17 protein-coding genes and 1 tRNA gene are annotated in these 19,882 nt (G+C 59.5%); 5 read left to right on the plus strand and 13 right to left on the minus strand.

All coding sequences use genetic code 11. The features are described from left to right. Positions 1-68 precede the first annotated feature (68 nt). From IE087_RS09695 to IE087_RS09715, 5 genes are all read left to right on the plus strand, one after another. Positions 69-1,661 carry an ABC transporter substrate-binding protein gene (locus IE087_RS09695; RefSeq protein ID WP_189369103.1) on the plus strand — a complete coding sequence of 531 codons (1,593 nt, stop codon included), beginning with the start codon at positions 69-71 and terminating at the stop codon, positions 1,659-1,661. 105 nt (positions 1,662-1,766) lie between these two features. Further along, complete coding sequence (locus IE087_RS09700) at positions 1,767-2,723, plus strand: ABC transporter permease (RefSeq protein ID WP_189369104.1); 957 nt, start codon at positions 1,767-1,769, stop codon at positions 2,721-2,723. 12 nt (positions 2,724-2,735) lie between these two features. Beyond that, positions 2,736-3,554 carry an ABC transporter permease gene (locus IE087_RS09705; RefSeq protein WP_189369105.1) on the plus strand — a complete coding sequence of 273 codons (819 nt, stop codon included), beginning with the start codon at positions 2,736-2,738 and terminating at the stop codon, positions 3,552-3,554. Further along, positions 3,551-5,185 carry an ABC transporter ATP-binding protein gene (locus tag IE087_RS09710; protein WP_189369106.1) on the plus strand — a complete coding sequence of 545 codons (1,635 nt, stop codon included), beginning with the start codon at positions 3,551-3,553 and terminating at the stop codon, positions 5,183-5,185. Before IE087_RS09705 ends, IE087_RS09710 begins: the two co-directional genes overlap by 4 nt. Positions 5,186-5,330: 145 nt before the next feature. Beyond that, the gene (locus IE087_RS09715; RefSeq protein WP_189369107.1) at positions 5,331-6,167 is read left to right on the plus strand and encodes an alkaline phosphatase family protein; all 837 of its coding nucleotides are present in this window, start codon (positions 5,331-5,333) and stop codon (positions 6,165-6,167) included. A gap of 181 nt (positions 6,168-6,348) precedes the next feature. On the opposite strand, the gene IE087_RS09720 is transcribed toward IE087_RS09715, so the two are convergent. The 13 genes from IE087_RS09720 to IE087_RS09780 all read right to left on the minus strand — a co-directional run bounded on the left by IE087_RS09720 (position 6,349) and on the right by IE087_RS09780 (position 19,844). Then, positions 6,349-6,816, minus strand: coding sequence for a hypothetical protein (locus tag IE087_RS09720; protein ID WP_189369108.1), 468 nt, complete (start codon positions 6,814-6,816; stop codon positions 6,349-6,351). A gap of 322 nt (positions 6,817-7,138) precedes the next feature. Next, positions 7,139-9,037, minus strand: a complete 1,899-nt coding sequence (locus tag IE087_RS09725; RefSeq protein ID WP_189369109.1) for an acyl-CoA synthetase — start codon at positions 9,035-9,037, stop codon at positions 7,139-7,141. A 158-nt stretch (positions 9,038-9,195) separates the two neighbouring features. Then, positions 9,196-11,007, minus strand: coding sequence for an ABC transporter transmembrane domain-containing protein (locus tag IE087_RS09730; RefSeq protein ID WP_189369110.1), 1,812 nt, complete (start codon positions 11,005-11,007; stop codon positions 9,196-9,198). Positions 11,008-11,092: 85 nt separating this feature from the next. Beyond that, positions 11,093-11,166, minus strand: a tRNA-Gly gene (locus tag IE087_RS09735). 65 nt (positions 11,167-11,231) lie between these two features. Further along, a complete protein-coding gene (locus tag IE087_RS09740) occupies positions 11,232-12,365 on the minus strand; it encodes a Gfo/Idh/MocA family protein (protein ID WP_189369111.1) in 1,134 nt (377 codons plus the stop codon). Continuing rightward, positions 12,365-13,420: a sugar phosphate isomerase/epimerase family protein gene (locus tag IE087_RS09745; protein WP_189369112.1), complete on the minus strand. Its 1,056-nt coding sequence runs from the start codon at positions 13,418-13,420 to the stop codon at positions 12,365-12,367. Before IE087_RS09745 ends, IE087_RS09740 begins: the two co-directional genes overlap by 1 nt. A 23-nt stretch (positions 13,421-13,443) precedes the next feature. Further along, a complete protein-coding gene (locus tag IE087_RS09750) occupies positions 13,444-14,496 on the minus strand; it encodes a LacI family DNA-binding transcriptional regulator (RefSeq protein ID WP_229801326.1) in 1,053 nt (350 codons plus the stop codon). Positions 14,497-14,502: 6 nt separating this feature from the next. Beyond that, a complete protein-coding gene (locus IE087_RS09755; RefSeq protein ID WP_189369113.1) occupies positions 14,503-16,125 on the minus strand; it encodes a dihydroxyacetone kinase subunit DhaK in 1,623 nt (540 codons plus the stop codon). 14 nt (positions 16,126-16,139) lie between these two features. Then, positions 16,140-17,138, minus strand: coding sequence for an ABC transporter ATP-binding protein (locus IE087_RS09760; RefSeq protein ID WP_189369114.1), 999 nt, complete (start codon positions 17,136-17,138; stop codon positions 16,140-16,142). Continuing rightward, positions 17,131-18,228 carry an ABC transporter ATP-binding protein gene (locus IE087_RS09765; RefSeq protein WP_189369115.1) on the minus strand — a complete coding sequence of 366 codons (1,098 nt, stop codon included), beginning with the start codon at positions 18,226-18,228 and terminating at the stop codon, positions 17,131-17,133. Before IE087_RS09765 ends, IE087_RS09760 begins: the two co-directional genes overlap by 8 nt. Continuing rightward, a complete protein-coding gene (locus IE087_RS09770; protein ID WP_189369116.1) occupies positions 18,221-18,589 on the minus strand; it encodes a bleomycin resistance protein in 369 nt (122 codons plus the stop codon). The genes IE087_RS09765 and IE087_RS09770 overlap by 8 nt, the downstream gene beginning before the upstream one ends. Continuing rightward, the gene (locus tag IE087_RS09775) at positions 18,590-18,784 is read right to left on the minus strand and encodes a hypothetical protein (RefSeq protein WP_189369117.1); all 195 of its coding nucleotides are present in this window, start codon (positions 18,782-18,784) and stop codon (positions 18,590-18,592) included. A gap of 121 nt (positions 18,785-18,905) precedes the next feature. After that, the gene (locus IE087_RS09780; RefSeq protein ID WP_189369118.1) at positions 18,906-19,844 is read right to left on the minus strand and encodes a carbohydrate ABC transporter permease; all 939 of its coding nucleotides are present in this window, start codon (positions 19,842-19,844) and stop codon (positions 18,906-18,908) included. Positions 19,845-19,882 lie beyond the last annotated feature (38 nt).

The following is a 19,882-nucleotide window of genomic DNA, read 5'->3' on the forward strand; positions in this document are numbered from 1 at the left end:
ATGGGTACGCTGACTGAGCAATCAATAAACGCGCCATCAAGGCGCAGGGGACCAACCGGGAGAAATCAATGTCACATGAACTTGAACACCTGTCTGCCGAGGTGGCAGCAGGCAAGATGACACGACGTGAGTTTATGGCACGAGCCGCGGCACTTGGCGTTACCGCCGCAATCGCATCATCAATGCTCGCGACAGAAGCCAAGGCAACACCGGTCGCCGGCGGCACATTCAAGATGGGTATTCAGGGTGGCGAGTCCACCAACAGCCAGGACCCAGCCACCTGGGCCTCAGATGTTCCGCTCGCTGGTGGGTTCCTCTGGGGTGAACCGTTGGTCGAGCTGGTCGCGGATGGCAGCCTCAAAGGTCTGGTAGCTGAAAGCTGGGAAGGGTCGGACGACGCAACGGTTTGGCGCTTCAAAATCCGCAGCGGCGTGACATTCTCAAACGGCGCAGCGGTGACAGCCGACGATGTGCTGAAAACAATGGAGCGCCACTCGAACGAAGAATCGAAATCTGGCGCCCTTGGCATCGTGCAAGGCATCGAAAGCATGCGCACCGATGGCGACGTGTTCGAAGTGACACTGGGCGTCGGCAACGCCGACCTGCCCTACCTGATGGCTGACTACCACCTGATCATTCAGCCCGGCGGCGGCTTTGACGACCCGGCAGCCGCCATCGGCACAGGCCCCTACACGCTGGAAACAGACGAACCCGGAGTGCGCATGACCTTTGCGCGCAAGGCAGACTATTGGGGCGGCGACCAGACGCAGGTCGCGCACTACGACGCTGTTGAAATCATCGTGCTGAACGATGCCACGGCACGAACGGCAGCCCTGCAGTCTGGTCAGGTCGACGCGATCAACCGCGTGGAACCCAAGATCGCCAAATTGCTGGACCGCGCGCCCACCGTCAATGTGCTGTCGACCCAAGGCCGTGGCCACTACGTCTTTATCATGCACGTGGATACTGCACCCTTTGACGAAAATGAACTTCGGTTGGCCCTGAAACACGCGCTCAACCGCGAAGAAATGGTCGAGAAAATCCTGCAAGGCTATGGCTCGGTCGGGAATGACATGCCGATCAATGCGGCCTACCCGCTTTTCGACGACACGATCCCGCAGCGCGAGTTCAATCTCGAAAAAGCAGCCGAGCACTACAAGAAGTCCGGCCACGACGGCTCGCCGATCATTCTGCGCACCGCTGACGGTGCATTCCCGGGCGCGGTCGATGCCGCAGCGTTGTTCCAACAATCCTGCCAAGCGGCGGGCATCCCATTGGAAATCAAGCGTGAACCCAATGATGGCTACTGGTCCGAAGTGTGGAACGTACAGCCCTTCTGCTGCTCGTACTGGGGCGGTCGCCCTGTGCAAGACCAGATGTATTCGACGGCCTACCTGTCCACCGCAGATTGGAATGACACTCGCTGGAAGCGCCCGGAATTCGATGAAATGCTGCTCGAAGCCCGCGCAGAAATCGATGAAGCCAAGCGGAAAGAGATCTACTCCAAGATGGGTCGCATGATGAACGAAGAGGGCGGTGTGATGGTGCCCATGTTCAACGACTTCGTGGATGCGGTCTCGGCCAAAGTCCAGGGGTGGGAGGCGAACCCGAACGGTCCGCAGATGTACTGGAAAACGGGTAAGTACACCTGGAAAGCCTAAGCCTGCCTCACACCGCGCCCGCACACAAACGGGCGCGGTTTTTCAATTCACGACCCTGCGCACGTCCCTGACCGGGCGGCATCGGTCCCATCAGGACCCCACCCCATGCACCCCATCCTGAAACTTGTCGCAGAACGCCTCGCCCTTGGTGTGTTGCTGCTGTTCGCGGCCTCTGCCCTGATCTTCGGCCTAACCGAAATCCTGCCGGGCGACGCGGCACAAGCCATTCTCGGCCAATCCGCGACCCCGGAAAGCCTCGCCAACCTGCGGGAAGAAATGGGGTTGAACCGTCCTGCCCTGACCCGCTACTTCGAATGGCTTGGCGGCATCGTGACAGGCGATATGGGTGTCGCGCTGACCAATAAGCTGCCCATCGGCGAACAGATTGCCCGGCGCATGTCATCAACCCTGTTCCTCGCCTTCTGGGCCGCCATCATCTCAGTTCCACTGGCCATCCTTCTGGGTCTCATTGCCGTAAGATACCAGAACCGGTGGCCGGACAAGCTGATCTCCGGCATCACGCTCGCATCGATCTCACTGCCAGAGTTCATGATCGCTTACATTCTTGTCTTCTTCTTTGCAGTCAAACTCTTCTGGGCCCCTTCCTTTGCCTCCATCAGCCCCGGCATGCCGCTTCTGGAACAACTCCACGCCATCTCGCTGCCCGTCGCCGTTCTGACCATGGTGGTCCTTGCACACATGATGCGCATGACGCGGGCCGCCATCCTGAACGTGATGCAATCAGCCTACATTGAAACGGCCGAGCTCAAGGGGCTGACGACGTTCAAAGTGATCTATCGCCATGCCTTCCCCAACGCCATCGCACCTATCGTGAACGTGGTGATGATCAATCTGGCCTACCTCGTCGTTGGTGTCGTGGTGGTCGAAGTGGTCTTCGCCTATCCCGGTATGGGCCAATACCTCGTGGACGCGGTGGTCAAACGAGACGTCCCCGTGGTGCTTGCCTGCGGCGTTATCTTTGCCGCCGTATACATCATTCTGAATATCGTCGCTGACGTGGTGTCCATCCTGGCCAACCCACGCCTCCGCCACCCGAAGTAAGGGAGAGGACCCATGCTCAAAAACATTCCCCTCTCTGCCGCCATCGGACTTCTGATCACCGGCACCTACTTCCTTGCGGCTATCTTCGCTTCATGGATCGCTCCTTATGGCATGGCCGAAACTGTTGGCGACGTATGGGAACCGTCATCGGCTCAGTTCTGGCTTGGGACCGACCAGATTGGGCGCGATCTGCTCACCCGCATGATCTATGGCGGGCAGACAACAATCTTCATCGCCACGGCCGCCACTATCCTCAGCTTCACAACCGGTTCTGTTCTTGGCTTTCTGGCGGCCGTTTCCGGCGGCTGGATCGACCAGGTGATGAGCCGCCTCGTCGATCTTTTCATGTCGATCCCGTCCCTGATCCTCGCGCTCGTAATCCTGTCGAGCATCGAGGCGACAGTCGTCACACTGATCGTCATTATGGGCCTCTTGGACAGCACACGGGTCTACCGCTTGGCGCGCGCTGTGGCCGTCGACATATCCGTCATGGACTATGTCGAAGCAGCGCGCCTGCGCGGTGAAAAACTTGGCTGGATCATCTTCCGGGAAATCCTGCCCAATGCCCTCTCGCCGCTTGTTGCCGAAATGGGCCTCCGTTTCATCTTCATGGTGCTCTTCATCTCAACGCTCAGTTTCCTGGGCATCGGCGTCCAGCCCCCGCTCGCAGACTGGGGTGGAATCGTCAAAGAGAACAAGGAAGGGATCAACTTCGGCATCGGCGCGGCCCTCTACCCCGCCGTCGCGATTGCCACGCTGGCCATCAGCGTGAACCTCATCGCCGACTGGATCCTGAACCGGACAACCTCACTGAAAGGGGGGCGCGGATGACTACACCTTTGCTCAAAGTCCGTGGCCTGAAAATTGGTGCCACCGTTTACCCTCCGGGCGAGAAACCGCATGACATCGAAATCGTGCACGGGGTCGACTTTGATGTCGAACCGGGCAAGGTGCTGGGCCTGATTGGTGAATCCGGTGCTGGGAAGTCTACCATTGGCCTCGCTTCCATGGCCTATGGGCGGGGTGGCGTGAAACTCACCGCCGGCTCGGTCGAGGTCAACGGCCGCGACGTCCTGCAGGCACCCCTCAGGGACATCCGCAAACTCCGCGGGGCCGAGGTGACGTATGTCTCCCAGTCTGCAGCCGCATCTTTCAATCCGGCAAAGCAAATCATGGAACAGGTGATCGAAGCGGCCGTAGGCCAAGGCAAGTTCAGCAAGTCGGAAGCGCAGAAACGCGCTGTCGAGCTTTTCACCAAGCTGGGGCTTCCAAATCCTGATACAATTGGCAACCGCTATCCTCACCAGGTTTCGGGCGGGCAATTGCAGCGCTGTATGACAGCGCTCGCGCTCTGCCCTGAACCGGATCTCGTCGTGTTTGATGAACCCACCACGGCACTTGATGTTACAACGCAAATCGACGTGCTGAAAGCGATCAAGGACGCCATTCGTGACACTGGCGTTGCAGCGCTTTACATCACCCACGACCTTGCAGTCGTCGCACAGGTCAGCGACCACATCATGGTTCTGCGATACGGGGAAAAGGTCGAGTACGGCACGACTGACCAGATCATCAATGCGCCGCAAGAGGCGTACACAAAGGCCCTCGTTTCCGTCCGCTCCATCACTCACGAAGAGAAACAGCCCACAGAGCCGGTCCTGCGTGTCGAAAACATCACCGCGCGCTATAAGGGTACAAACTTCAATGTATTGCACGATGTCAGCGTAGACATCAGCCCGGGTCAAACGCTTGCCGTGGTTGGTGAATCCGGCTCAGGCAAATCCACCCTTGCGCGGGTGATTACAGGTCTATTGCCGCCGTCAGCCGGTAAGATCACTTTTGCAGGGCGCACACTCACGCCCGATCAACCCAGCCGCAGCATGGAAGACCTGCGCGAGTTGCAAATGATCTACCAAATGGCTGACACGGCTATGAATCCACGCCAGACCGTTGGTACTATCATCGGACGCCCGCTGGAATTCTACTTCGGCCTCAAAGGGGCGGAGAAACAGAAACGCATCCAGGAACTCCTCGACGAAATCGAACTCGGCCAAGGATTCCAGGACCGCTACCCGGCAGAGCTTTCAGGCGGACAGAAACAAAGGGTCTGCATCGCCCGCGCCCTCGCTGCCAAACCCACGCTGATCATCTGTGATGAAGTCACCTCCGCCCTCGACCCGCTGGTCGCGGACGGCATCCTCAAACTACTCCTCAACTTGCAAAAGATCGAGGATGTGGCGTATCTTTTTATCACCCACGACCTAGCCACGGTCAAAGCGATCTCGGACAGCATAGCCGTTATGTACCAGGGCAAGGTCCAGCGCTACGGCACCAAGTCCGAAGTGCTGACGCCCCCCTATGACGACTATACCGACCTCCTGCTCAGCTCGGTGCCGGAAATGAAACTCGGCTGGCTCGAAGACGTGATCGCCAACCGCAAGATGGAAAGCGCCGGAAACTAAGGGACGGTGGGCGGGGCGTCTTTGCCAAGGGCAAAGCGCGTCCGACCCGTCCCACCCGCCAATTTCGCAACCTGACCCGCACAAACATGTCTTGGTCCCGACATATCCGTCTGCCTACAGTGCCCCAACACCAAAGGGGCCTGCCATGACCAACAAACTCCTGCTGATCATCCTCGACGGCGTACCGCTGCGCAATTTCCGCCGCCTCTTCGGCAATCTCGAAGGGTGGGTCGACAGCGGCGATGCGCAGACATGGACACATCGCAGCGTGATCCCCTCCATCTCCGCCTCCTGCTACGCCTCTATCCACACCGGGGTGACGCCCGCAGAACACGGCTGCACCGGCAATGGCAACGTCTTCCGGCTCTCCCACCCCGACGTCTTCGGACAGGTCCGCAAGGCAGGCGGCACCACGGGGGCCGTCGCCCATTCCTTCTGGTCCGAATTCTTCAACCGCCACCCCTTCGATTTTGTCCGCGACATCGAATATGACGAACCAGACAGCACCACGATCAACCACGGTCGCTTCCACAGCATGACCGGTTACGGGACGAACAATCAGATGACGCCGTCAGACGTGGACCTCTTCGGCACGCTCACAAACCTCTGCGCCCGGTTCGACCTGACCTACGGCATGCTGCATACCTGCACGCTCGACAGTATGGGGCACCGCTTCTTCCACGATTGCCAGGAAATGGACGCCGCTTGTTTCGTCATGGATGAAATGCTGGCCCCCTTCATCCCACGCTGGCGCGACATGGGGTACGAAGTGATCGTGACCGCCGATCACGGACAGGACGACCGCGGCCACCATGGCGGGCGTGGCGCGCTCCAGCAGGAAACGGCGCTCTACTATTTCGGAGAGGCCAAGGGCCCCGATGCAGACACCGTGATCGACCAGTTGCAACTGGCCCCCACGATCCTGAACCGCCTCGGTGCCGACATCCCCGACACGATGAAGGCCAAACCGTTCCTGCGCTGACCGAAGCCGTGCCAGTGGCGGCCCGTGGGTTGCCGCTCAGCCGTTCCTTCCCCTCGATGTATAGTCAGTATTTGCCCGAAACGCAGCTTCAGCGCACAAACAGATTCAAAGTGACAGCCCGCGCGGACGGGCCGCCACTGGCACGGCGCCTTCGGCTCGATTCCGTGCCCCGGTCCGCAGCTCAGGCCGTCGCCTTGTAGTCCGCAAACACCTCAACCAAAGCCGCGGCCTGCTGCATTCCCTGCACCCTGCGCTGCAACTCCCCCTGCCCGTCAAACAGCAACAACGTCACATGCGGTGAATTGAACCGGCGGGCAAAGGCCGCCCCCTCCGGCGTCTTGATGTCTGCAACCAGATACACCAACCCGCAATCGTCAAAGTCGCGCAGCGCCTTGCGGGCCTGTTTCTGCAAAGCCGTGCAGGTGGGACATTGCGGATCATGGACCTGCACAATCGCCAGATCGCCCTGGCCGACGCGGGTCAGATCATGTTCAGCGGCATAGGTCCGGAACGAACTCACGCCCCAAAACCCACCGCCCAACACCAGGGCGGACGCGGCCGCACCGCCACCCAATACCGTCCGGCGCGACAGCTCGCTTTTCTCCGGTTTGGATGGTGCCGCCTTCACACGTTTTTTCGACTTCGGCATCTTGTCCCCTTTCCGACACGTCTCGGCAGAACGATAAAACAGAATACCCCGACACGCGGTCACGTCTCCGTCAGCTTCAGACCGCCCGGTGAACAGAAGGTTAACGGACGTGGCTAAAGGTCAACGGCAAGGCCCTGGGTAAAACGCAGGTTAACGGGGCCCGAGAGGCAAAATGCGCAGTTTCGCGGCCAAAACGTGCGGAAGGATTCAGCTGGCAAAAAACAGGGGAAATGCAGAGGGCCAAAAAACGCAAAAGGCGCGGCAAACTTCGCAGTTCCGCGCCTTTTCCTCTGTCAAACCGCACCGCACGGTGCGTTAGGATTTACTGGGCCGCCATCGCCTCGGATGCCATTTCCCACGGCCGGACAAAATCACCCAGAACAGTCTGGATCGCCGTCTCGCCCTCACCGTGTGCCGCCACCTGAGCGACCAGCCCACGCTTCTTGTCGTCGGTTACAGCCACGACCTGAGCCTTCAGCCCGGCCTCGGTCAGTGCCGCGTTGTAGACACGGGTGATCGCTTCTTTGCGCAGATCCGGCTTGAAGATCTTGCCCACAGCCGTCTTCGGCAACTCGTCCATGATGGTCATGTGCTTGGGCTGTGCCGCCCGCTCGTGCACATGTTCTTTGCAGAACGCCATCAACTCATCCGGCGTTACGGTTGCCCCTTCGACCAGCTCGACATAAGCGCAGGGCAGCTCGCCCGAATGCTTGTCCGGCTGACCGATTGCGCCGGCAAAAGCCACGGCCTCATGGCCCAGCAGCGCCTCTTCAATCTCGGCCGGATCGATGTTGTGGCCACCGCGAATGATCAGGTCCTTCGCACGGCCCGTGATCCACAAATAGCCGTCCTCATCAAAGCGACCCAGATCACCTGTGCGCAGGTATTTTTCGTTGTAATACAAGTCCTTGTTCTTGTCGGCCTCGGTGTAGGTGTTGCCTGCCCACACGCCCGGATTGCTCACGCAAATCTCGCCGATCTCATCCAAACCCGCCTCGATAGGACCATCCGGCGTGCCCTTGTAGATCTTGACGTCCGTGTACGGGAACGGGATGCCAACCGATCCGATCTTCTTCTCGCCATCGATCGGGTTGCCGGACACAAGGCAGGTCGCCTCGGTCATGCCGTAGCCTTCAACAATCTCCACGCCCGCAGCACTCTCATAGCGCTTGAACAGCTCTTGAGGCAGCGGCGCCGATCCCGAGAAGGTCGATTTCACAGTGCCGATGTCAGCATCAATCGGGCGCTGCATCATGGCCGCGATGGCCGTGGGAACGGACGCGATGAAGGTGATCTTCCACCGCTCGGTCAGCTTCCAGATGTTGTCGAACACACCCTCGCCCCGATAGCCCTGCGGCGTCGGGAAGATGCAATGCGCACCGGACGCAACCGCCCCCAACAACAGAACATGCGCCGCCATGACGTGGAAAAGTGGCAATGGCGCCAAGATGTTATCCTCGGCCGTCAACAGCACCGTCGCCCCGACCCAGCCATTGTAGACCATGCCCGAATACTTGTGCTGCGCAACTTTCGGCATGCCCGTGGTGCCGCCGGTGTGGAAGTAGCAGGCCACGCGATCTTCCTGCACATCCTCGAACTGCAACGTTGTCGAATGCTTGGCACACTCTTCATTGAAGTTCAGATAGGTGACGCCCGAAGCCTTCTCGAACTTAGGACGGATCAGCGGGATGATAAAGGATTTCAGACCGGACACATGGCCCAGCAGATCGACCTCGAATACAGTTTTAACATTGGGGGCCAGCTTCACCGCTTCGGTGGTTTTCTCGGCCACGTCCGTCTTGGGGAAGGCGCGTAGGGTGACCACGGCCTTGGCGTCCGTTTCACGCAAGATGGCACCGATCTGTTCGGCGTCCAGCAGCGGGTTGATCGGGTTCACAATGCCGGCCGTCGCCCCGCCCAAAAGCGTCACAACGGTTTCTGTGGCATTGGGCAGGATGTAGGCGACAACGTCGGTGGGACCGATGCCGTGCTTGCGGAACATGTTGGCGCATTGCGCCGTGCGGCCCTGAAGCTGCGACCATGTCAGCGTTTCGGCCTTCGACTTCGGATCGGAAAAAATCTGGTAGCTGACGGCGTTGTGGTTGGGGTACTTTTCGGCTGTTCTGCTGAGCATACCAAAGAGGGTTTTAGCGACGTCACGCTCTTCCCACGGCATTTCGTTCTGAATGGCGTCGCGGTCCGCGATTCCGGCAAATGGCATGGTCATCCTCCCTGTAGCGCCACTGTATTGTTTGTTGCGGCGCAATTATCCCTCGCAACAAGATGCGGTGGATTGCCGCAATGTTCAAGCATTGCAAGGGGCTGGGAACCGCCGGGACGCCGCGTCAGATACTGTGACCTAAGGTCAAAAGGCCAACACTATTCGGCGGCAACACCGTCCGTGAACTGCAAACGCGCCAGACGGGCATAGAGGCCATCCTCGGCCACCAATTGGTGGTGCGGCCCCTGCGCCACGATGCGTCCCTGATCCAAAACGATAATACGGTCCGCCATTTTGACCGTTGCAAGGCGATGCGCCACGATCAGCGTGGTCCGGCCCTGCGCCAGCGTATCCACCGCCTCTTGAACCGCGCGTTCGCTTTCTGCGTCCAATGCACTGGTGGCCTCGTCCAATAGCAATACAGGGGCATCCCGGAGAATAGCACGCGCAATGGCAATCCTCTGTTTCTGCCCCCCCGACAGCATCACGCCACGCTCGCCCAATGGGCTGTCGTACCCTTGCGGCAAGGCCGAGATGAAGTCATGCGCTGCGGCAGCCTGTGCCGCCGCGACAATTTCGGCCTGCGTCGCACTTGGACGTCCAAAGGCAATGTTTTCAGCGGCAGATGCCGCAAAGATGATCGGATCCTGTGGCACGAGCGCGATGTGCTGACGGAAGGCTTCGCGCTCCATCTGCGCAACGTCGGTTCCATCCAACAGAATGCGCCCGTTCTGAGGGTCGTAAAAACGTAGGAGCATCTGGATAATCGTGGTTTTCCCTGCACCCGATGGGCCAACAAAGGCAACCGTTTCCCCCGGTTGAATGTCAAGTGATACGCCATCCAGTGCGTTGATCCCCGGACGCGCGGGATACGCAAAACGCACATCCTCAAAGGTGATGTGACCAGACACCGGTTGGGGCACCGCCACGGGTTGCGCAATGTCCTGAACAGCATCGTCGGTTTGCAACAGTTCCACCAAACGCTCGGTTGCACCGGCTGCGCGCTGCAACTCACCTATGATCTCTGACAGGGCAGCAACGCCCCCCGCGACCATAACCGCATAGATGACGAACTGGATCAGCGCGCCCATCGTCATCGCGTCCGAACGCACATCATTGGCCCCGATCCAAAGCACGCCCACGATTCCTATGAACACTAGGAAAATGACAATCGCCGTCATGAGGGCACGCGTTGCAATCCGCCTGCGCGCCGATCCAAAGCTTTGCTCGGTGACCTCGGAAAACATGTTCCGGCTGGCTGCTTCGTGGGTAAAGGCCTGTACTGTTTGTACGGCACTCAACTGCTCAGACGCACGACCCGAAGATGCCGCGATCCAGTCCTGGTTTTCTCGGCTCAGCACCCGCAACCGGCGCCCCAGCACCAGGATCGGAATGATGACGGCAGGCACGATCAACAACACGAGCCCGGTCAGCTTGGCCGAGGTCAGCAGCATCAGGGCCAATCCACCGATAAAGATCAGCAGGTTACGCAAGGCAATGGACACCGAGGAGCCAATTACGCTCAGTATCAGCGTGGTATCCGTGGTGATCCGGCTCAGCACCTCACCCGTCATGATGTTTTCATAGAAACTGGGCGACATACCGATGACGCGGTTGAACACCGCCTTGCGGATGTCCGCCACAACACGTTCACCCAAGCGTGTCACAAGCATGTACCGCACCGCCGTCCCCACGGCCAAAAGGCCCGCGATTCCAATTGCGGCCAAAAAATACAGGTCGAGAATTTCGGACTGTTCCGTATTGAAATTGTCCACAACACGACGCACGGCCAAAGGCAGGGTCAGTGACACAATCGCAGTCGACACCAATGCTGCGATCGCGGCCAGCATCAGCTTCCAGTATGGCTGAACAAAGGGCCACAGCGCACGCAACGCGCCTATTTTCTTGGATTTTTCGCGCTCAGGCGTGCCTGTCTGCGGGGGCACTGGGGTGGTCGTCTGGTCGGCCATGCGGTCTCCGGCAACATATGCAATTCGCACATGCCCGCACCCAAGCGGTCAGGTCAAGTGGACAGGGCAGCGCATGGGAAAGGATTGGAGCGGGCGGCGGGAATCGAACCCGCGTCATTAGCTTGGAAGGCTAAGGTCTTACCACTACACAACGCCCGCGGCTCCGGGTGTTCAGATATGCCAAGGACCGGGGCGGGTCAAGCCGCCCCTTCACCCGTTTTTTGTCAGTGATCCAGTTTCACCCAAGCCGCATTGCGGGCCGAGGATTTGACGCAAGCAGAAACAAACTGCACCCCCTTCAACCCGTCATGGATGGTTGGGTAGAGCACATCCTGTGGCACAGCCTCGCCCGCTTTGACCGATGCAATTGCTGTCGCAGCCTCGGTATAGATGTTGGCGAATCCTTCCAGATAGCCTTCGGGATGGCCGGGCGGGATACGGGACACGCGTGCGGCAGCCTCCCCTGCCCCAGCGCCATTCCGGGTGATCAGGCGCTTGGGTTCACCAAACGGAGTGTGCCACAGGCAGTTCGGATCCTCCTGCGCCCATTCAAGGCCGCCCTTGTCTCCGTACACCCGAATGCGCAATGCGTTTTCATTGCCCGGCGCCACCTGGCTGCACCACAGCATCCCCTTGGCACCGCCCTCGAACCGCAGCATCACATGGCCGTTGTCATCGACCTGACGACCGGGGACGAACGCTTCCAGATCGGCTGCCAAGCTATCCACCTCCAGACCAGTTACGAAACAGGCGAGGTTGAACGCATGGGTGCCAATATCACCGGTGGACCCGCCTGCACCAGAGCGTGCAGGATCGGTGCGCCATTCAGCCTGTTTGAAGTCCTGCTCGATTGTCAGCCAATCCTGTGGATACTCGACCTGAACAACACGGATGGTACCGATATCCCCGTTCGCCACCATCTCACGCGCCTGACGCACCATGGGATAGCCCGTGTAGTTGTGGGTCAGGATGAACAGCGCGTCGCTATCTTCAGCGGCCTTAACCAGCTTCTTGGCATCGGCCAAGGTCGATGTCAGCGGCTTGTCACAGATTACGTGAATACCGCGCTTCAGGAACTCGCGCGCCGCCGCGTAGTGAACGTGGTTCGGGGTCACGATGCTGACTGCATCAATGCCGTCCTTCCGCCGCGCCTCGCGCTGCGCCATCTGCTTGTAGTCATCATAGATACGCGGCAGACCCAGCGCAGCGCCACTGGCCTGCGACTTCTCCGGCGTCGAACTCAGCGCGCCCGCCACCAACTCGAAACGATCATCAATCCGACTGGCGATGCGGTGCACCCCACCAATAAAGGCGTCGTTGCCGCCGCCAACCATGCCCAGTTTGATACGGTCTGCCATCAGTCGATCCCCAGCATCTTACGGTTGGCCGCTTCGTCAGTGCCACCATCTGCAAAGTCATCAAAGGCGCGTTCCGTCACCCTGATGATGTGATCGGACACGAACTGTGCACCTTCGCGCGCGCCATCCTCCGGGTGCTTCAGACAGCATTCCCACTCGACCACGGCCCAGCCGTCAAAGTCGTTGGCTGCCATCTTGGAAAACACGGCCGCAAAATCAACTTGGCCGTCGCCGAGTGACCGGAACCGACCCGCGCGGTCAACCCAGCTTTGATATCCAGAGTAGACCCCTTGCCGCCCCGTCGGATTGAACTCGGCATCCTTGACGTGGAACATCCGGATGCGATCCTTGTAGATGTCGATATTGTCCAAATAATCAAGGCATTGTAGCACGTAGTGGCTCGGGTCATACAGCATGTTGCAGCGGGCATGATTGTCGACACGTTCAAGAAACATCTCGAATGTCACGCCATCGTGCAGGTCTTCACCCGGGTGGATTTCGTAGCAGATATCGACACCATTTTCCTCTGCGTGATCGAGGATCGGACGCCACCGCGCTGCCAGTTCGTCAAAGGCCGTTTCCACCAGACCGGCCGGACGCTGCGGCCACGGGTAGATGTACGGCCAGGCCAACGCGCCCGAGAACGTGGCATGTGCCTCGATCCCCATATTGGCCGACGCCGAGATCGCTTGCTTCACCTGCTCCACGGCCCATGCCTGCCGCGCCTTGGGATTGCCACGCACGGATTCGGCGGCAAAACCGTCAAATGCTTCGTCATAAGCCGGATGCACCGCAACCAACTGTCCCTGAAGGTGTGTGGACAGCTCGGTTACTTCGACACCGTTTTCAGCGGCCTGTCCCTTGAATGTGTCGCAATAATCCTTGCTTTTGGCCGCAGTGGCGAGGTCGATCAAACGCCCGTCCCAACTGGGCACCTGAACGCCTTTGTACCCGCAATCGGCAGCCCATTTGGTGATCGCGTCCCACGAGTCAAATGGCGCGTCATCGCCTGCAAATTGCGCCAGAAACAGCGCCGGGCCCTTGATGGTTTTCATTGTGTCTCCTCCCTTCATGCCGCTTAGGGGGTCGGCATGTTTTCCTTCAGATAGATATCGATACGGATGCGTTCCTGCGTGTGGTCGATGGGCTGCCGGTCCGCCGTTGCTTTCATCAATCGCACGGCGGATCGCACAAGGTGACCAGTGTCCTGCGAGATGATGGCATCGAACACGTCATTGTTCAAAGCGATGCGCGATGTTGGCGTGAGTTCGTGCGCGATGACAACCAGATCAGGGTGCGGATTGTCGCTCAGATATTCGATCAGGCCAGGATTGCCGGCAGCGGATGAATAGATTCCACACAGATCAGGGTACGAAGCAAAAACGTCAGGCAGCATCTTGCGGATCAATTCGGGATCGTCCCGCCCCTCAATCGAGGCAACAACGTCCAGCTCCGGAAACTGTTGGGACATGACCGCATCAAAGCCCTTGCGGCGTTCGAGGTGATCCCGCGCCAATCGCGATCCGGTGATGACCAGTACCCGCCCGCCCTGTTTGGCAAAACGGCCCATCAGATGTGCGGCGGTCCTGCCAGCAGCGACATTGTCCACGCCAATAAAGTGATCCCGCTCAGAACTGGGCAAATCCGCGACCAGAGCGACAACAACAATCCCGCGCGCCCGAGCACGTTTGACCGCATCGCGCACCGAAGGCGTTTCGGGTCCGAACACTGCAACGCCGTCCGTGCGGCTTGCGTCCACGTTATCAAGCGTCTGAACTATGGCTTGCGGATCGAAGGGCGGGACCCGCACCGTGTCCAGACTTGTCCTTTGGTGGCGCAGCTTGATGGCCTGTTCTGTCACATGATGATCAAGCGCCACCACAAATTCGTTGGCCGTGTCTGGCAAGATAAACAAGAGGTTATAGACGCGGCCACGCGCCAAATTAGCAGCGGCGGTGTCACGAACATAGCCAAGCTCGGCGATGGCCTTGTTGACCTTTTCGATGGTCACGGATCGGACGCCGGGCCGCGCGTTCAAGACACGGTCCACCGTCGCCAGTGACACCCCCGCCACGCGCGCAATGTCGTTGACGGTCGGTTTGATCCCGGTCTTGGCGTCCTGCTTGTTCAACCGTGCCTACCCTTTCATGGCTTTGGCCAACCCTTCAAAGACCAGCGCCACCGCCTCGGCCCCCGGATCGTTGTGCCCTTTCAAGTTCTCCGAGGGCACATACGCTGCACGCCCGGCCTTTGCACGGTGAATATGTGCCGTGCTGTCAGCCCCTTTGCGCGCCGCGGCGGCAGAGGCAGCCATTCCGCCTGAAAGTGCGTCCAGCGCGGGGGCAAGCGCGTCGATCATCGTACGGTCGCCTACTTGCGCACCGCCCACATCACTCACGCGCTTCAGCCCCTCGGCCAATGCCTTGTGCACGGGCGCCCCACCCGCGCACGCGTCACCCGCGGCATTGAAGTAGATTGCGAGGATGACGCCCGACGATCCGCCCATGGTCTGGCTCAACTCGTTGCCAAGTGCCGGGAAAAGCTGGGTAAGATCAGCCAGCGGCATGGCATCCAGTCGGTCCTTGAGCGCGCGTGCGGCTGTTGCCAGGGTGCTGCCTGTGTCTCCGTCCCCAGACTTCGCATCCAATTCGTTCAATGCGCTTTCGGCAGCGATCAGGACATCTGCCACCTCGGCGATGGTATCGCGCGTTTGCGCATTGGCCGAAGGGATGGGTTCGATCGGGGTCAGACCATCGGGAAGCGCAGTGACAGGCACGTCGACCAGCGCTTGCATCCCCGGCCATGCAGCCATCGGGACTGGCGCGGCCAACGCGTCCAGATCTTCTTGCGTCGTGGGCAGAACCGAAACGGAGAAACCGTGCATATCAAGCGATGTCATCATCAAGGCCGGGCCGATCACATGGCTCGCAATACCAGCCTGTGCCAATCCATGGCACAGAACGGACATCTCAAGTGGTGTTGTCGAGCCGAGATTATTGACCAATGCCACACATGGGCCATCAGGTGCATGATCGCGCAGCTTGGTCAGCACCAGATCCATCGCCTCTGCTGCACCGGAAAAATCGACCTGTTCCACTCCCGGCTCACCATGAATACCAAGGCCTAGCTCCGCCTTGCCGGTGGGGATGCGGTTTTCCTTAGGCGAACCTGGCACCGTGCAGGTATCAAGGCTGGTACCGATGGACGCCACGTTCTTGATGATCCGTCTTGCTGCTGCTGCCACATCCTCAAGCGGTTTGCCCGCCTCGGCCATGGCACCCGCAATCTTGTGGACAAAGAGCGTGCCCGCCACGCCACGGGGTTGCGGAAGGTCGGGCAATGCAATGTCATCATCGACTACCACCATTTCGACCTTGCGACCAAGGGCGCGGGCACGCTCGGCCGCGAGGCCGAAATTCAGCCTGTCACCAGTGTAATTCTTGACGATCAGCAGGCAGCCCGCCTCACCAGTCACGGCAAGGATACCGGCCAACACCGCCTCGACCGATGGCGAGGCAAACACCTCGCCACAGACCGCAGCGGTCAACATACCTTGCCCGACGAAACCTGCATGGGCGGGTTCATGCCCCGAACCGCCGCCCGAAATCAGCGCAACCCGATCACGTGCCCAGTCGGACCGGTAGACCACCTTGATATGCGGATAGCCGTCGAGCCGTGTCAGAGCCCCACCCGAGCAGGCAAGCAGCCCGTCAATGGCCTCCTTAACCAAATCCTCTTTCGCATTGACGAATTGTGTCATGTGCTTGTCCTTTCTCAGGTGATCCGGGCGCCGGAAGCGTCAAAGAAAACCGGGTTTTCGGGGGCAATCTGGATGGTTTCGCCTGCACTCAGCGATGTGTGTGGATCGGTCAGGGTGATAACGTCATGGTCGGCCACTTTCAGGTGCAACCGTGTTTGGTCTCCCAAGTGTTCAACACGCACAACCTGCGCATCGCGGCCCGCCCCGTGACGGATGTTTTCCGGTCGCAACCCCACTTGGTGCGCGCCTGCGGGCGCGTGTTCGCCCAGCAGACCAACGGGCAGAAGGTTGATGCGGGGCTGGCCCAGGCGGGCAGCCACATACGCCGTTCGAGGGTTTTCATAGATGTCGCGCGGTGTGCCGAATTGCACCAAGCGGCCTTCGTCCAGCACCCCCACGTGGGTGGCCATGGTCATGGCTTCGATCTGGTCATGAGTGACGTAAAGCAGTGTAGCGGCAAGCTCTGCGTGAATGCGTTTCAATTCGACCCGCAGGTCGGCGCGCAACTTGGCGTCGAGCGAGCTAAGGGGTTCATCCATCAGGTAAACCTGCGGATCGCGCACGAGCGCGCGACCGATGGACACGCGCTGCATCTCGCCGCCGGACAACTCGGTCGCTTTATTGTCCAGCTTGTGCGGAATGTGCAGGACCTCGGCCACTTCCTGCACCTTGCGCGCAACCTCATCCTCGGGTGTTTTCAGGATTGGGGACCGTAATGGGAAGGCAAGATTATCGCGCACAGACATGTGCGGATAGAGCGAGTATTGCTGGAACACCATCGCCACATCACGCTGCGCGGGCGTCAGGCCTGCCACCGAAGTGCCACCGATGTGGATGTCGCCCGCATCAGGTTTTTCCAAGCCCGCAATCAGACGCAGAGTGGTGGTCTTGCCCGCCCCTGTAGGCCCAAGAAGGACAACAAATGCTCCGTCGGGAATGGCCAGGTCCATCTCGATCACGGCCTGCGTTGCCTTGAAGGACTTGGAGACGTTGCTCAGTTGTACCTCAGCCATGGGCCAGCACTCCTTCGTTCAGTTCCGAGCGCAGAGCACGGCCTGTGGCCTTGTCGAACAGGGTCACGGTCTTGCTGTTGAAGCCGAGGCCCACCGTTTCTCCCACCGTCGCGGGCTGGTCGGAGGCGGTGCGTGCCTTGACCTCGCCGTTAAGGGTGTCGAGCGTGATGATCTGTGTCGTGCCAAGATATTCGGTGGCGAGGATTTTGCCGCGATAGCCGCCGTCATCGGACAGTTGGATATGCTCGGGTCGGACGCCGAAGACGAGGTCTCCGGAGGCACCTTCGCGCAGAGCTGGCACGCTCATCGTTTGGTCCGCAAGCGTGACCAACTCTTCGCCCTTCGCCACTTTTCCCTGGAAATTCAGGAAGTTCATGGACGGTGAGCCGATAAAGTCGGCCACGAACATGGTGGCAGGCATGTCGTAGATGTCCTGCGGTTTACCGAACTGTTCGACGACGGCGTTATTCATCACGACGATCTTGTCACCCATCTGCATGGCTTCGAGCTGATCGTGGGTGACGTAGACCGTCGTTGCGCCCATGCGGTCGTGGAGGGCGCGCAGTTCTTCGGCCATGTGTTCGCGGAATTCGGCGTCGAGCGCACCCAAGGGTTCGTCCATCATGAACGCCTTGGGTTCGCGCACGATGGCGCGGCCCAGGGCCACGCGCTGACGGTCGCCACCGGAGAGGCCGCCAACGGGTTTCTTTAGGATGTCCTTGATCCCGAGGATCGTTGCCACCTCGTCCACTTTGGCCCGGACCTGCGCGCGGGGCATGCCCTGGCTGACCAGCGGATAGCTCAGGTTCTTGTAGACATTCATATGCGGATAGAGCGCGAACATCTGGAAAACAAAGGCAATATCGCGCTCGGAGGGCGGGCGCTGGCCGATCTCTTCGCCGTCGAGATAGATCTCACCGCTGGTGGGCAGTTCCAGCCCCGCGATCATGCGCAGGGTTGTGGTCTTGCCGCAGCCCGATGGGCCGAGCAGCATGAAGAATTCGCCGTCTTCGATGGTGAAAGAGCTTTCGCGCACCGCGACAAAATCACCGAACTCCTTGCGGACGTTTTTGATAACGATTTCAGCCATCTGTGGTCTCCTCGCCAATCCGCAAGAGGGTGCCATCCGGGTCCCACAGCGCGGCTTCGCGCATACCCCAGGGCTTGTCTTCCGCAGGCAGAAACTTGGGAAAGGCACCAGCGCGCGGCAGATCCAGTTTTTCGATCTGATCAGACAAGACATCCACCGATTTGGGACGAATATAGACCTCGTGGTCGCATGTTTCAGGCGTGTGTTTGGGGTGCGAGAAGAAGTGAAGTTCGACCTTGTCACGGTTCATCAGAAGGTAGTCGTTGTCCTTGTACCACGTGTCGAAATCCAGCCGCTTGTAAAACGTTTCGGTCACGGAGAAATCGCGCGAAGGCAGAATCGGACAGGCTTGTTCCCACATTTATTCGTCCTCCGGGAAGTGGCTGACGATGATGAACATGACGGTGCCCACCAGGGTGGTGATGAAGGAATAGGTGAAGGCCCAAAGTACGAAAGGTTGCATCAGCATGAAGACCCCGAGGGCGATGATGATGGTCGCCAGCATCTCCCATGGACCGCGGCGCAGGCGCATGAGGCCGGTCAGAAACGTGCGCATGGCTTGCCCTCCGATTGGCTGAAAACGGGGTGGTGACATCCGTACAGCATCCGTACCCCCCCTGTGCACCCCACCGGCACCCCCCCGGTGCACCAAGATGTTGTGGTTCGACATACAAACGTCATTTGCGCACCGCTCCGAATGTGATGCCCCGCAGCAGGTGTTTGCGCAGCAGGATGGTGAAGATCATGACAGGCAGGAGGAAGATGGTCGCCCCTGCCGCAACCGCGGGCCAGTCCAGTCCACCAACGCCGATGATGGTCGGGATAAAGGGTGGCGCAGTCTGGGCCGTGGCCGAGGTCAGCAGCACCGCGAAAGCGTATTCGTTCCAAGCAAAGATCAGGCAGAAGATGGCGGTCGAAGCGATGCCAGTTGCGGCCTGCGGCAACACCACTTTGTAGAACGCCTGGAACCTCGTGTAGCCGTCGATCAGGGCCGCTTCCTCATACTCGCGGGGGATTTCGTCGATGAACCCTTTGAGCAGCCAGACAGCGAGTGAGATGTTCACCGCTGTGTAGAGCAGGATCATGCCCAGATGTGTGTCCGACAGCCCGAGGTTGCGGTACATTAGGAAGATGGGGATGGCGACGGCGATGGGTGGCATCATCCGCGTACTGAGGATGAAGAACAGCAAATCGTCGGCCAGTGGGATTTTGAAGCGACTGAAGGCGTAGGCCGCGAGTGTGCCGAGGAAGATACTCAGGAAGGTCGAGCCAAAGCCGATGATGACCGAGTTCAGGAACCGCTCACCAAATTTCGACGGTCCGACAATGACCATGTCGTATTCGCGTACGATCTCATCCGCCCAGTTTTGCGGCGGGTTTGCCTCTAGGAACTCTTTCGTTTGCCGTGTGCGGGTAGTGAACAGGTTCACGTACCCTTCAAGCGTGGGTTCGAACACGACCTTAGGTGGGTAGCTGATCGCATCGCTGGGAGATTTGAACCCGGTGAGCATGATCCATGCGAGCGGGATCATTGTGATCAGCGCGTAGAGGATGACCAGCGATCCGGCAAACCATTTGGAGCGCGTGCTGGGTTCGGTGACGGAATAGGCGCTCATCTGACGGCTCCGATTGGTAAGTACGGGGCGAGAAAATT

The sequence above is a fragment of the Tateyamaria omphalii genome (assembly GCF_014651375.1).
Lineage (GTDB): Bacteria > Pseudomonadota > Alphaproteobacteria > Rhodobacterales > Rhodobacteraceae > Tateyamaria > Tateyamaria omphalii.